Source organism: Salinarimonas ramus, assembly GCF_014645695.1.
GTDB lineage: Bacteria > Pseudomonadota > Alphaproteobacteria > Rhizobiales > Beijerinckiaceae > Salinarimonas > Salinarimonas ramus.
Genome location: NZ_BMMF01000010.1, coordinates 1 through 13,976, shown reverse-complemented (window position 1 = coordinate 13,976; position 13,976 = coordinate 1). Strand labels below are relative to the sequence as shown.

Sequence of the window (13,976 nt, the reverse complement as noted above, 5' to 3'; positions counted from 1 at the left end):
CTGTCAACGACGCGGCCGCTCCCGACCAGATGTCCGACGACGCCGGATCACGCCCGATGGATCGCACGAGCCCCGAGCCTCTCGCGCTCGAGCGCTTCCTGCCGTACCGGCTCAACGTGCTGGCCAGCACGGTGTCGAACGCGCTGGCGCGCATCTACGCCGAGCGCTTCGGCATCACGATCCCGCAATGGCGCATCGTCGCGACGCTCGGCCAGTTCGAGACGCGCACCGCCCGCGACATCGCGGCCCACGCCGTCATGCACAAGTCCACCGTCTCGCGCGCGGTCGCGGCTCTGGCCGAGCGCGGCATCGTCGAGCGACGGCCGAATGCGCAGGACATGCGCGAGGAGCTCCTCGCGCTCACCGACGAAGGCCGGGCGATCTACGAGGCGGTGGCGCCCGAGGCGCTCGCCTTCGAGCGCGCCGTGGTCTCCGGGCTCACCGAGGGCGAACGCGAGACGTTCTTTCGGCTCATCGACACGCTCGACGCCCGCATGCGCAGCCTCGTGCCCGATCTCGACGTCGCGGATGCCGCGGCCAACGCCTCGGAGGCCTCCCGATGAAGCTCTACGGCTATTTCCGCTCCTCCGCCGCCTATCGCGTGCGGATCGCGCTCAACCTCAAGGGCATCGCCTACGAGCCGGTGATCGTGAACCTGCTCAAGGGCGACAACAAGACCGACGCCTACCGCGCGCTGCACCCCCAGGCCAAGGTGCCGACGCTGGAGACGGACGAGGGCGACGTCCTCATCCAGTCGCCCGCGATCCTGGAATGGATCGAGGAGCGCTACCCCGAGCCCTCGCTCCTTCCCGGCGACGCGGTGGCGCGGGCGCGGATCCGCGCGGCCTGTGCCATCGTCGCCTGCGACATCCACCCGCTCAACAATCTCCCCGCCATGGGCTGGCTGCGCGAGCGGCTCGGCGCCGACGACGCCGCCGTGAACGCGTGGTACGCCCATTGGATCACGCAGGGCTTCGCTGCGCTCGAGCGCATGATCGCCCCCGCGCCCTTCGCCTTCGGCCCGCAGCCGACGCTCGCGGATCTCCACATCGTCCCGCAGGTTTTCAATGCACGACGGTTCTCGGTGCCGCTCGAGGCGTTCCCGAAGATCCGCGCCGTGGACGAAGCCTGCGCCGCGCATCCCGCCTTCGCGGCGGCCGCGCCCCAGAATCAGCCCGACGCGACCTGACAGCGCCCGCGTCGCACGACACGAAGATCACGAGGAGGACACGACATGGGTCCCTTTCCCCACGACGCCCCGCCGCCGAAGATCACCGACGACAACCCGATGGGCACCGACGGCTTCGAGTTCGTCGAGTACGCGCATCCCGAGCCCGAGAAGCTCGCCGCGCTGTTCGAGCGCATGGGCTTCACGGCGGTGGCCAAGCACCGCTCGAAGAACGTGACGCTCTACCGCCAGGGCGACATCAACTTCGTCTTGAATTCCGAGCCGGAGAGCTTCGCGGCCAAGTTCGCCGCCGCCCACGGCCCCTGCGCGCCCGCCATGGCCTTCCGCGTGGTCGACGCGAAGCACGCCTACGAGCGCGCGATCAAGCTCGGCGCCAAGCCGGCGCAGACGCAGATCGGCCCGATGGAGCTCGCCATTCCCGCCATCGAGGGCATCGGCGGCCTGCAGATCTACTTCGTCGACCGCTACGGCGCGAAGGGCTCGATCTACGACGTCGACTTCGTCTGGACGGGCGAGCGTGATCCGCACCCGACGGGGGCGGGGCTGTTCTATATCGACCACCTGACCCACAACGTGAATCGCGGGCGCATGAACGAGTGGGCCGGCTTCTACGAGCGGCTCTTCAACTTCCGCCAGATCCGCTACTTCGACATCTCCGGCAAGCTCACGGGCCTGCATTCGCGCGCCATGACCTCGCCCGACGGCAAGATCCGCATCCCGATCAACGAGGACGCCGGCGAGAGCGGGCAGATCGAGGAATACCTCAAGGAGTACAAGGGCGAGGGCATCCAGCACGTCGCGCTCGGCGCCCACGATCTCTACGAGACGATCGAGGGCCTGATGGAGAAGGGCGTCGAGTTCATGCCCGCGCCCAACGACATCTATTACGGGCGCATCGACAAGCGCCTGCCCAAGCACGGCGAGGACGTTGCGCGCCTGCAGCGCGACGGCATCCTCATCGACGGCGAGGGCGTGCTCGAGGGTGGCTTCACCAAGGTGCTGCTGCAGCGCTTCACCAAGACCGTCATCGGGCCGATCTTCTTCGAGTGCATCCAGCGCAAGGGCGACGACGGCTTCGGCGAGGGCAACTTCAAGGCGCTGTTCGAGTCGATCGAGGAGGACCAGATCCGGCGCGGGGTGCTCAAGGAGAAGGCCTGAGCGCAGGCGTCGGCCCGCTGAAGGAGGGGAGGGCGCCGCTCAGGCGTCCTCCGGCTCCCGCGCGAGCCAGCCGGGATCGATCTCCGGCAGCGGGATCGCGTCCATGAGCATGCGCGTATAGGCCTCCCGCGGGGCGGCGAAGACCCCCTCGCACGCACCCTCCTCGACGATGCGCCCGGCGCGCATGACGACGACCCGGTCGCAGAAGGCGCGGATGACGGAGAGGTCGTGGCTGATGAAGCCGATGGCGAGCCCCATCTCGCGAGAGAGCGAGAAGAGCAGGTCGAGCACCTGCGCCTGGGTCGAGACGTCGAGGCCCGACACCACCTCGTCGGCGAGCACGAAATCCGGCTCCAGCACCACGGCGCGGGCGATTCCCACGCGCTGACGCTGCCCGCCGGAGAGCTCGTGGGGGTTGCGGTCGAGCACGAAGGCGGGGAGCCCGACGCGCTCCAGCACGCGCCGCACCCGCCGCTCGGCACCAGCGCGGTCGGGCTCCAGCCCGTGCAGCAGGATCGGCTCGACCAGGATGCGCCGGATCGTGTGGCGCGGGTTGAGCGAGGACATCGGGTCCTGAAAGATCATCTGCATGCGCCGCCGCAGCCGCCGCAGCGCCTCGTCCGAGAGGCTCGCGAGGTCGGTCCCGTCGAAGCGCACGCTGCCTTCGCTCGCGGGAACGAGGCCGATGAGGGCGCGCCCGAGCGTCGTCTTGCCCGAGCCCGATTCGCCGACGATGCCGACGATCTCGCCCGCGCCGATCGCCATGTCGATCCCGTGCAGGACGCGCACGCCGGGCCGCACGCCGCCCAGGAGCGAGCGTCCGGCGCCGTAGGCGACCTCGAGGCCGCGCGCTTCCACGAGCATCGTCATGGCGCTCTCCCCTCGTCGTGGCGGGCGATCTCCGCTTCGAGGCCGGCGACGACGCTTCCCGGAACGGGGTCGCAGCCGTGCTCGGGCCTGTCGTAGCGCGGGCTCGCGGCGAGCAGCGCGCGGGTATAGGCGTGGCGCGGCGTCTCGATCATCTCCCGCGCCGTCCCGGCTTCCACGACCTTGCCCTGGTAGAGCAGCGTGACGCGATCACAGATCTTGGCGACGACGCCGAGATCGTGGGTGACGAAGATCACGCCGGTCCCATGACGCTCCTGCATGCCGCGGATGAGGCGCAGGATCTGCTTCTGCACCGTGACGTCGAGCGCCGTCGTCGGCTCGTCGGCGACGACGAGCTTCGGCTCGAGCGCGAACGCGGCGGCGATGAGGACGCGCTGGCGCATGCCGCCCGAGAGCTCGTGGGGATAGGCGGCGAGCGTGCGCGCGGGGTCCGCGATGCGCACCTCCTCCAGCAGCGCGAGCGCCCGCTCGCGCGCCTCGCCGCGGCTCATGCCGGCGACGAGGCGCATGCCGTCCGTGAGCTGCGCCTCGATCCGCCGCGTAGGGTTGAGCCCCGTCATCGGGTCCTGCGGGATCAGCGCGATCTCGCGGGCGACGAGCGCGCGCAAGCTCGCTCTGTCGAGGCTGGCGAGGTCGCGCCCGCGAAAGACGATGCGCCCGCCGGTCACCCGGATCGTGCGCGGCAGCATGTCGAGCACGGCCTTGGCGATCGTGGACTTGCCGGCGCCGCTCTCGCCGACGAGGCCGTGGACCTCGCCCTCGGCCACGACGAGGTCGACGTCGCGTAGCACGCGGGCGTTCTCGCGAGTCGAGATCGCGGAGAGGCCGGATATGTCGAGGAGAGGCGCGCTCATCGCCTGGCCACCGGGTCGAGGGCGCGGCGCAGGCCGTCGCCGAGCTGGTTGAAGGCGAGCACCGTCACGAACAGCATGGCGAGCGGGGCCGCGAGCACCCACCAGGCGTGATGGATGATCTGGCGCCCCTGCGCGATCATCCCGCCCCAGGTCGGCATGTCGGAGGAGACCGAAAGACCGACGAAGGAGAGGATCGCCTCGACGATCACCGCGATGCCCATCTCGAGGCTGACGAGGGCGACGAGCACCGGCGCGACGTTGGGCAGGATCTCCCGGATCAGGATCGCGCGGCGCGAGAAGCCGATGGTGCGCGCGGCGATCACGTAGTCCTGCGCCGCCTGCTGCATGGTCTCGGCGCGCACGACGCGGCAGAAGCGCGTCCAGTCGATGATGACGATGGCGATGATCACGGCGGGCAGCCCCGCGCCGATGATGGCGACGAGGAGGATCGAGAGCAGGACGGGTGGGAACGCCATCCAGATGTCGACGAGGCGCGACACCGCGCCGTCGACGAGCCCGCGATACCAGCCGGCGAGGAGGCCGAGCACGGAGCCGAGAATCGCCGCCAGCGTCGCCGCGACGAGCGCCACCGTCAGCGCCACGCGCGCGCCGTAGATCAGCCGCGAGAGGACGTCGCGTCCGAGATCGTCGGTGCCGAGCCAATAGCCGGGCTCCGCGCCCGCGGCCCAGGCCGGCGGCAGCAGCGAGAGCATCAGGTCCTGCTCCAGCGGATCGCGCGGGGCGATCCAGGGCGCGAAGATCGCCACGAGGGCGAGGAGCGCGAGGTAGGACCCTGCGATCACGACCCGCTTCTCGGCCAGGAGGTCGCGCCAGAGCGGACGGCGGGCGCGCTGCGCGAGGGAGGGCGCGGCGGTGGCGGCGTCGAGCGGGGCGCTCTCGCGGGGCAGCGCGTCAGCCATGGCGCAGCCTCGGGTTCAGGGCGGCCACGGCGAGGTCGACCGCGAGGTTGATGGCGATGAACATGGCCCCGAAGGCGAGCACGATGCCCTGGATCAGCGGCAGGTCGCGGTTGATCACGGCGTCGATCGCCATGTTGCCGATGCCGGGATAGGCGAAGATGCGCTCGATGATCACGGTGCCGCCGACGAGGAAGGTGAATTGCACGCCCGTCAGCGCCAGCGTCGCCGGCAGCGCGTTGCGCAACGCCTCCTGCAGGACGAGCCGCAGCTCGGACTTGCCCTTGAGGCGCGCGAGAAGCACGTAATCCTGCCCCATCGCCTCGATGAGCGCGCCCTTGAGCACCCGCGCGACGATCGCCGCGAGCGGAAGCGCCAGCGCGAGGACGGGCATCGTCATGTGCGAGACGATGTTTCCGAAGACCGCGAATTCAGCGCGAACGAGGCTCTCCAAGAGGAAGAAGCGCGTGGCGAAATCCATGTCGATCGTCGGGTCCATGCGCCCCGTGAGCGGAAACACGGGGATGAACACGGCGAAGACGAGCACGAAGGCCAACGCCCAGATGAAATCCGGCACGGCGAGCAGGAGCCCGTTCGCCCCGTCCACCACGGCCTCGCCCGGCGAGCGGCGCGCCAGCGTGCCGAGGATCGCGATGGTGCCGCCGACGAGGAGCGCGACGACGAGAGCCGCGCCCGCGAGCTCGAGCGTCGCCGGCAGCCGCTGGCCGAGGAGTCCGAGCACGTCGGAGCGCAGCGAGATCGAGGTGCCGAGATCACCCGCGATGAGGCCCTGCAGCCAGATGAAGAACTGCGTCACGAGCCCCTGGTCGAGGCCATAGCGGGCGCGCAGGGCCGCGATGTCGGCCTCGCTCGCGCCGGGGCCGATCATCATGGCGATCGGGTCTCCCGGCGCGACGCGAAGCAGCACGAACACGACCACCGCGACGCCGAAGAGCGTCACGGCGGCCGTGGCGAGCCGTCTCAGGACAGCGGCGAGGCTCACGAAGCCCGCTCGACCAGCGTCGGCTCGAGCGCGCCCGAGACGTTGGGCGTGACGTTCAGCGTGTCCTTGAAGACGATGGGCTGGACGTATTGCAGGACGGGGATGACGTAGCCCTTCTCGGCCACGTAGCGCGAGACGTCCTTCCAGCCCTGGATGCGCTTCTCCTCGTCCGCCTCGCCCCAGAGCGGGCCGATCATGGCGTCGACGTCGTCGGTCTTCCAGGAGGAGTGCGGGGAGGGGCCGAACATGGCGAAGCCCGTGGACGTCGTCGGGTCGCCGATGGCGTTGCCCCAATTGTAGAAGGCGGCGGGCGCCAGCGCGTGCCCGGCGCGCAGCTCGAAGTGCTTGGCGATCTCGTAGACCTCGATCTCGGCCTCGATGCCGATGCGCCGCCACATCCCGACGATCGCCTGGATCATCTCGTAATCCTTCGGCTTGAAGCCGCGGGTCGTCTGGATGGTGAAGCGCACCGGGTTGTCCGGGCCGTAGCCGCTCTGTGCCAGGAGTTCGGCCGCCTTCTCGGGGTCGTGGGCGACCTCGATCGACGGGTCGAACGCGTCGTATTCCGGCGCCTCCAGCGTCGAGATCGGCACGCCGTAACCGCGCAGCAGGCGATCGACGATGGCCTGCTTGTCGATGGCGTGGTGGGCGGCGAGGCGGACGTTCTCGTCGAGCATCGGCTCGGTGTTGCGGATGAAGATCATCCCGATGTCGGAGATCGGCGTCGCGACGCCGTCGAGCCCGTCCTTGGCGACGAGGCGGTCGTATTCCTCGTAGGGCACTTCCAGCGTGATGTCGGAGGAGCCGCTCTCGATCTCGGCCACGCGGCTCGTCGCGTCGGTGACGAACTTGAAGATCACCGTCTCGAAGGCGGGCTTGCCGCCCCAGTAATCGGCATTGGCCTTGAGCCGCAGGAAGGAATTGCCCTCGTAGGCGTCGACCATGTACGGGCCGGTGCCGATGGGCGCGGCCTCGAAGCCCTCGGCGCCGACGCGCTCGTAATAGTCCTTCGGCAGCACGTAGCCGGTGAGGAAGGCCATCCACTTGAACAGCGTCGGCTCGAAGGAGAGGACGTCCGCGGTGATGCGGTTGCCGTCGACCTGGAAGTTGCCGATCTTCGACCAGACGAACTGGATCGGGTTGCCGGTCTCGGGCTTGGCTGCGCGCTCGAGAGACCAGACCACGTCGGCGGGGGTGAAGGGCGTGCCGTCGTGCCAGGTGACGCCCTCGCGCACGTCCATCCACACCTGCGTGCGGTCGTCGTTCCAGCCCCAATCGGTGAGGAGGCCGGGCTCGAAGGAGAGATCCGGCTTCTGGCCGACATATTGGTCGAAGATCGAGCGGTAGATCGCCTGGATCGTCGGGTTCACCGCCGAGGTCCCGACGGTGGGGTCGAAGGACGGCAGGTTGACGTTGAAGGCGATGGTGAGCGTGTCGGTCTGCGCCTGGACGGGCACGCGCCCGGCGAGCACGGCTGCGACGAAGGCGCCCGCGCCCATGGCCAGCGTCTGCCGGCGAGTGACGGTCGGCATGAAGGTCTCTCCTCGTTCCCCTGGGCGCTTCCGCAAAGGAAGACGCCGCCCGTTCGGGCTTGGAGGTATTTCAATCCTAAAATTATGCGTTTGCAAGAGTGGGCAGGGACTTTTCCGTTAGGGCAGCCGCGCTGCCTCCCGGGGCGGCGGAATGCGCGTTCCGTGTGCGCATCACCGCTCATTCCGCGGGCGCCGTGCCTCGTTTTTGCATTGCAACACAAACGATCTGCCTTCGAAGAACAGCTGCGGCGCGGGCCCGGACGGCGACGGCGCCGCCACCATCCCGGCGGTGCGATGCACCCTCGTGACATTCCCGCGGCGATCCCCTAGGAATATGCAATCGCATCTATTCCAGGGTAGACGCGCCGCCGACCGGACAGGGGACGTGGCGCGCTCGGACGGGAGGCATCGCAAGGCCATGGCGGAACGCTCCTTCGCCCGCGAGGTCGAGGACCTGAAGCTCGGAGACGGCGACGTCTTCCGCGGCGAAGGCATCCTCGCCATCACCAAGGCGCTCCTGCAGGCGGGCGTCTCGTATGTCGGCGGCTACCAGGGCGCGCCGATCTCGCACCTGATGGACGTCCTCGCCGACGCAAAGGACGTGCTCGACGAGCTCGGCGTGCATTTCGAGAGCTCGGCGTCCGAGGCCACCGCCGCCGCGACGCTCTCGGCCTCGGTCATGTACCCGATCCGGGGCGCCGTCACCTTCAAGTCGACGGTGGGCACCAACGTCGCCTCCGACGCGCTGGCCAACCTCGCCTCCGGCGGCGTCACCGGCGGGGCGATGATCATCGTCGGCGAGGATTACGGCGAGGGCTCCTCGATCATGCAGGAGCGCTCCCACGCCTTCGCGATGAAGTCGCAGATCTGGCTCCTCGATCCGCGCCCCAACCTCGAGACCATCGTCAAGATGGTGGAGGAGGGCTTCGAGCTCTCCGAGGCGTCGAACACGCCGGTGATGCTCGAGGTGCGCATCCGCACCTGCCACGTCCACGGTCACTTCAGGACGAAGGACAACAAGAAGCCGGACTTCACCCTTCGTCAGGCGCTGGAGAGCCCCAAGCGCGACGTCAACCGCATCGTGCTGCCGCCCGCCTCCTATCTCCACGAGAAGGAGAAGATCGAGAAGCGCTGGCCCGCCGCCGTCCAGTTCATCAAGGACCGCAAGCTCAACGAGCATTTCGGGCCCGCCGAGGGCGAGACCGGCATCATCGTCCAGGGCGGCATGTTCAACAACACGATGCGCGCGCTGCAGATCCTGGGCCTCGCCGACGTCTACGGCAACACCACTGTTCCGGTGCACGTCCTCAACGTCACCTATCCGCTCATCGAGGACGAGCTCGCCACCTTCTGCGCCGGCAAGAAGGCGGTGCTGATGGTGGAGGAGGGCCAGCCGGAATTCCTCGAGCAGGCGCTCGCCCACATCCTGCGCAAGCGCGACATCCAGACGAAGCTGTCCGGCAAGGACGTGCTGCCCATGGCGGGCGAGTACACGACGCAGGTGCTGCTGAAGGGGCTCAAAGCCTTCTTCGCCGACCACGAGCGCCCGCGCCTCGGCAACGAGCCGCCGATCCCCGATCCCGAGCCCGTCCTCGCCGATCCCTCGGTGAAGGCGCTGGCCCAGGTCGTGCCGCCGCGCCCGCCGGGCTTCTGCACCGGCTGCCCGGAACGCCCGATCTTCGCGGCGATGAAGCTCGTGGAGAAGGAGCTCGGCCAGCACCACATCGCGGCCGACATCGGCTGCCACCTGTTCTCGATCCTGCCGCCCTTCGACATCGGCGCGACGACGATGGGCTACGGGCTGGGACCGGCCTCCGCCTCCGCGTTCAACGTCGAGGCGGACAAGCGGCCGATCTCGATCATGGGAGACGGCGGCTTCTGGCACAACGGCCTGAATTCCTCCGTCGGCAACGCCGTCTACAACAAGCACGACGGCGTGATCATGATCGTCGACAATTACTACTCGGCGGCGACCGGCGGGCAGGACATCCTCTCCTCGCGCGCCGAGAGCAAGCGCCGCGCGACGAACAATTCCATCGTCGATGCGGTGAAGGGCGTGGGCGTCAAATGGGTGCGCCAGATCGACCACACCTACGACGTCGGCAAGATGCGCGCGACGCTGCGCGAAGCGCTCACCACCAAGGAGAAGGGGCCGAAGGTCATCGTCGCCTCCTCCGAATGCATGCTCAACAAGCAGCGCCGGGTGAAGCCGCTCCTCGCCAAGGCGGCGAAGGAGGGCAAGCGCCTCGTGCGCGAGCGATTCGGCGTCGACGAGGACGTCTGCACGGGCGATCACGCGTGCATCCGGCTCTCCGGGTGTCCCTCGCTGTCGATGAAGCACCTCGACGACCCGCTGAGGGACGATCCGGTCGCCTCGATCGATCACACCTGCGTCGGCTGCGGCAATTGCGGCGAGGTGGCGGAGGCCGCGGTGCTCTGCCCGTCCTTCTACCGCGCGGACGTGATCGTGAACCCGAACGGGCTCGATCGCCTCCTCGCGCGGATGCGCCGCGCCGTCATCTCCTGGCTGTCCGCGCGCCGCGACCGGCGCCGCATCGCCTTCCCGGCCTGAGGAGGCGCGCGACATGACCCGCCACGAGACCTTCCCGACGAGCCTCTCCACCGACCGCCCGATCACGCTCGCCATCCTCGCCATGGGCGGGCAGGGCGGCGGCGTCCTCGCCGACTGGATCGTCGGCATGGCGGAGGCGCAGGGCTGGACCGCGCAGTCCACCTCCGTCCCGGGCGTCGCCCAGCGCACGGGGGCGACGATCTACTACATCGAGATGGTGAAGGCGCCGGACGGCGTGCACCCGATCCTCGCGCTGATGCCGACGCCCGGCGACGTCGACGTCGTCCTCGCCGCCGAGTTCATGGAGGCCGGCCGCTCGATCCTGCGCGGGCTCGTGACGCCGGATCGCACGACGCTCATCGCCTCGACGCACCGCGCCTACGCCATCGCCGAGAAGCAGAAGCCCGGCGACGGCGCCGCCGATCCGCAGGCGGTGGTGACGGCGTCCGGCGTCGCGGCCAAGCGCGTCATCGCCTCCGACCTCGACAAGCTCGCCGCCCGCCACGGCAGCGTCATCTCCGCCTCGCTCTTCGGATCGCTCGCGGGGGCGGGCGTCCTGCCCTTCCCGCGCGAGGCCTTCGAGGAGGCGATCCGTGCCGGCGGCAAGGGCGTGAACGCGAGCCTCGCCGCCTTCGCCGCCGCCTACGATCGCGCGCAGAACCCCGACGCGGCCTCCGCGGAGCCGGCGGAGGCGATCCCGCCGAAGGCCGACCCGCTCGCGCCCGTCGGTCATCCCGGCTTCGACGCGCTGCTCGCGCGCGTGCGCGGCGATCTTCCGGCCGAGGTCCGCCTCCTCGCCGCGGCGGGCCTGCGCAAGGTCGTCGACTTCCAGGATCTCGCCTATGGCGAGGCCTATCTCGCGCGCCTCGCGGACCTGCTCGCGGCGGATCGCGCCGCGGGCGGCGCCGATCGCGGCTTCGCGTTCACCGCGGCGTGCGCCAAGTATCTCGCCGTGGCCATGGCCTACGACGACGTCATCCGCGTCGCCGACCTCAAGACCCGCGGCAGCCGGCGCGAGCGCGTCTCCCGCGAGGTCGGCGTGAAGGAGGAGGAGATCCTCTACACGACCGAGTTCATGCATCCGCGGATGGAGGAGGTGATCGGCACCATGCCCGCCGCGCTCGGGCGCTGGTTCGAGGCGCGACCCGGCCTCGTCGCACGCCTCGACCGTTTCGTCTCGCGCGGGCGGCGGGTGCGCACGGGCACGATCCGCTGGTATCTCGCGCTCTATGTCGTCGCCGGCCTCAAGCGCATCCGCCTGCGCACTCTGCGCCATTCCCGCGAGGCGGCGCATGTCGACGTCTGGCTCGGGCGGGCGCTCGACGTGCTCCCGCGCAATTATGCGCTCGCCGTCGAGATCATCGGCTGCCGGCGGCTGGTGAAGGGCTATTCCGACACCCATGCCCGCGGCGAGGCGAAGTTCGACCGCGTCCTCTCCGCCGTGCCCATGCTCGTCGATCGCGAGGACGGCGCCGACTGGCTGCGGCGCCTCAAGCAGGCGGCGCTCATGGACGAGGGCGGGCTCGCGCTGGACGGCGCGCTGAAGACGGTGGCGACGCTCGGGGAGTGATTCTCCCCCGGCGGGCCCGCCTCACAGGTCGTGCTTGCGCACGTTGGCGAGCACCTTGTGCAGCGTCGAGAGGAAGGCCTGGTACTCGCCCGCGTCGATGCCCTCGAACATGTCCGAGAACTTCTCGTACATCATCGGCCAGACCGAGGCGAAGAGCTCGCGGCCTTCTTCCGTGATGAAGATCTCGCGCACGCGCAGGTCCCCCTCGCGCGGGCGGCGGCGGATGTGGCCCTGCTCCTCCATGGCGTCGAGTGTACGGCTCATGGTGGATTGCTCGGTCACCGCGAAGACCGAGAGCTCGTTCACCGTGAGCCCGGAGGAGACGGAGAGGACGGCGAGCACCCGCATCTTCGTCGTCGTCATGTCGTGCGCGCGCAGCGCCTCGGCGAGATCGGCGTTCCAGCGCGCGGCGATGCGGTTGAGCAGATAGGGCGCGAAGGAGGAGAGGCCGATCTCGCCCATGCTCGGGGGCTGCGCCCGCAGCCCGGCCGCGCCGCCGAGGACGGCGCGATCCACGCCGCCGCGATCCGATGCCCGCCGCGGTCGGGGCTTGCGCTTGCGGATCGTCGTCGTGGTCTCGTCCAAGCGCTTCTCGTCCTTTCGGGCGGCGGCGGCGTCAGAGGCTGGAGGCGACGAGGAAGCCGGAGCCGCCGCCGAGGCCGGGACCCGGGTGGGTCGACGCGCCGATGTGATACAAGCCGGGCACATACGTCTTGTGATTGACGCTCGACTTCAAGGGCCTCCAGACGAAGAACTGGTCGAGCGCACAGGAACCGCCATAGGGATCGCCGCCGACGAGGTTCGGGTTCGCCGCCTCGAGGTCGGCGGGCGAGTAGACCCGGCGCGCCAGCACGCTGTCGCGAAAGCCCTCGACGTGATGCGCGAGGCGCGCCTCGATGCGATCCGCATAGGCCTCGCGCACGCCCTCGGTCCAGGTCCCGTCGGCCGGCACGTCGATCTCGCCCGCGGCGTCACCCTTGATGATGCGCGGCGCCTCGGGGAGCTGCAGCCAGAGGATCGCCTTGCCGTCGGGCGCGCGCGACGGATCGAGGGCGGTCGGCTGGCCCACGCAGATCGTCGCCTCTGCCGGCAGGAGCCCACGCTCGGCCTCGTTGACGGCGCGAGAGACGCCGTCGAGGCCCGGCGTGAGATGCAGGAGAGCGACCTTTCCGAGATCCGCGCCGTCCTTCCACACGGGCGGGCGATCCAGCGCGTAGTGGATCTGCATGTTGCCCTTGCCGTAGCGATAGTCCTTCAGCCCCTCGCGCACGGCCTCCGGCGCCGCAGCGCGATCGAGGAACCGCTCGTAGAGCTGATGCGGCGTCACCGAGGCGATGACGCCCTTGCCGGCCCGCAGCTCCGTGCCGTCGACGAGGCGCACGCCGGCGGCGCGCCCGTTCTCGACGAGGATGCGCTCGACCTCGCTCTTCTCGCGGATGGCACCGCCGTGATCGCCGATGAGGCGGGCGAAAGCCTCGAGGATCGCCCTGGCGCCGCCCTTCACGATGGGCGCGCCGGCGGCCTCGAGCGAGAAGGCGATGACCTTGATCATCTGCCCGGAATAGGCGCTCTCCGGCCCGAGCCCCACGTGCAGCACCCAGGGCGCGAGGAGCGCGCGCGAAACCTCCGACGAGAAGCGGCTCTCGAGATGGGCGCGCGCGCTCTCGAGCGCGGTGCCGAAGAAGCCGGCGAGCGCGCGGGGGCCGCGCTTCCAGGCCTCCTTGGCGAGGATGCCCGCCATCTCCTTCGACCAGAGCGAGCCACCGAGCATGGAGAACAGGAAGGGCGCGTTCTCGCCGAGCCGATTCATCTGCGCGTCGAAGGAGGCGCCGTCGCCGGGGCCGAGGGCGTCGAGCATGGCGATGTTGGCCGCGCGCTCGCGTCCGAGGATCGCGTGCCGGCCATCGGGCAGGAGCACGCCCGTGGGGCGATCCGTATTGGCGAACTGGAGCCCGCGCTTCTCCAGCTCGGGGCCGAGCGCCTTGTAGGCGGGGCCCAGCGTGAACAGGACGAAGGTCGTCGCGAGCACGTCGTGCACGAAGCCCGGCAGCGTCGCCTCCTCCGTGCGGATGCACCCGCCGATCGTCTCGTTGCGGTCGAGCAGGAGGACGCGCTTGCCCTTCATGCCGAGCATGGCGGCGCAGACGAGGCCGTTGATGCCGGCTCCGACGACGATGTAGTCCGGTTCGCTCATTGGTGCACCTTCGGGCTGGAGGATGCGGAGCCGCGAAGCGGCGTAGTATTCTCCAGCCCGAGCACTTGCCGCGACGGCCACGTGTGCTCGCCCTTGAAG

12 protein-coding genes are annotated in these 13,976 nt (G+C 69.7%); 5 read left to right on the top strand and 7 right to left on the bottom strand.

Annotated features, from left to right (window positions below; translation table 11 throughout):
• Window positions 1–56 precede the first annotated feature (56 nt).
• Genes IEX89_RS16280 through hppD form a run of 3 tightly spaced genes read left to right on the top strand, consistent with a single transcriptional unit; the run spans window position 57 to window position 2,347 of the window.
• The gene (locus tag IEX89_RS16280) at window positions 57–563 is read left to right on the top strand and encodes a MarR family winged helix-turn-helix transcriptional regulator (RefSeq protein WP_210317651.1); all 507 of its coding nucleotides are present in this window, start codon (window positions 57–59) and stop codon (window positions 561–563) included.
• Window positions 560–1,189: a maleylacetoacetate isomerase gene (gene maiA / locus IEX89_RS16275; RefSeq protein WP_188914309.1), complete on the top strand. Its 630-nt coding sequence runs from the start codon at window positions 560–562 to the stop codon at window positions 1,187–1,189. The genes IEX89_RS16280 and maiA overlap by 4 nt, the downstream gene beginning before the upstream one ends.
• Window positions 1,190–1,234: 45 nt before the next feature.
• Window positions 1,235–2,347, top strand: coding sequence for a 4-hydroxyphenylpyruvate dioxygenase (gene hppD / locus IEX89_RS16270; protein ID WP_188914308.1), 1,113 nt, complete (start codon window positions 1,235–1,237; stop codon window positions 2,345–2,347).
• 39 nt (window positions 2,348–2,386) lie between these two features.
• Here the strand turns inward: hppD and IEX89_RS16265 are convergent, their stop codons facing one another.
• Genes IEX89_RS16265 through IEX89_RS16245 form a run of 5 tightly spaced genes read right to left on the bottom strand, consistent with a single transcriptional unit; the run spans window position 2,387 to window position 7,541 of the window.
• Window positions 2,387–3,217: an ATP-binding cassette domain-containing protein gene (locus tag IEX89_RS16265; protein ID WP_188914307.1), complete on the bottom strand. Its 831-nt coding sequence runs from the start codon at window positions 3,215–3,217 to the stop codon at window positions 2,387–2,389.
• Entirely contained in the window at window positions 3,214–4,089 is an 876-nt protein-coding gene (locus IEX89_RS16260) for an ABC transporter ATP-binding protein (protein ID WP_188914306.1), read from the bottom strand. The genes IEX89_RS16265 and IEX89_RS16260 overlap by 4 nt, the downstream gene beginning before the upstream one ends.
• A complete protein-coding gene (locus IEX89_RS16255) occupies window positions 4,086–5,009 on the bottom strand; it encodes an ABC transporter permease (protein ID WP_188914305.1) in 924 nt (307 codons plus the stop codon). The genes IEX89_RS16260 and IEX89_RS16255 overlap by 4 nt, the downstream gene beginning before the upstream one ends.
• The gene (locus IEX89_RS16250) at window positions 5,002–6,009 is read right to left on the bottom strand and encodes an ABC transporter permease (protein WP_188914304.1); all 1,008 of its coding nucleotides are present in this window, start codon (window positions 6,007–6,009) and stop codon (window positions 5,002–5,004) included. Before IEX89_RS16250 ends, IEX89_RS16255 begins: the two co-directional genes overlap by 8 nt.
• Window positions 6,006–7,541 (bottom strand): ABC transporter substrate-binding protein, encoded by a 1,536-nt coding sequence (locus tag IEX89_RS16245; RefSeq protein WP_188914303.1) that lies wholly within the window; start codon window positions 7,539–7,541, stop codon window positions 6,006–6,008. Before IEX89_RS16245 ends, IEX89_RS16250 begins: the two co-directional genes overlap by 4 nt.
• Before the next feature lie 418 nt (window positions 7,542–7,959).
• Here IEX89_RS16245 and IEX89_RS16240 point away from each other — a divergent pair, with 418 nt between their 5' ends.
• Window positions 7,960–10,113: a thiamine pyrophosphate-dependent enzyme gene (locus tag IEX89_RS16240; protein WP_188914302.1), complete on the top strand. Its 2,154-nt coding sequence runs from the start codon at window positions 7,960–7,962 to the stop codon at window positions 10,111–10,113.
• A 13-nt stretch (window positions 10,114–10,126) separates the two neighbouring features.
• A complete protein-coding gene (locus IEX89_RS16235; protein ID WP_188914301.1) occupies window positions 10,127–11,683 on the top strand; it encodes an indolepyruvate oxidoreductase subunit beta family protein in 1,557 nt (518 codons plus the stop codon).
• A gap of 21 nt (window positions 11,684–11,704) precedes the next feature.
• Here IEX89_RS16235 and IEX89_RS16230 read toward each other — a convergent pair whose 3' ends face one another.
• On the bottom strand, window positions 11,705–12,145 hold the full coding sequence (locus tag IEX89_RS16230) for a MarR family winged helix-turn-helix transcriptional regulator (RefSeq protein ID WP_188914488.1): 441 nt from the start codon (window positions 12,143–12,145) through the stop codon (window positions 11,705–11,707).
• Window positions 12,146–12,299: 154 nt separating this feature from the next.
• Window positions 12,300–13,877, bottom strand: a complete 1,578-nt coding sequence (locus tag IEX89_RS16225) for a phytoene desaturase family protein (protein WP_188914300.1) — start codon at window positions 13,875–13,877, stop codon at window positions 12,300–12,302.
• Between the last annotated feature and the right edge of the window lie 99 nt (window positions 13,878–13,976).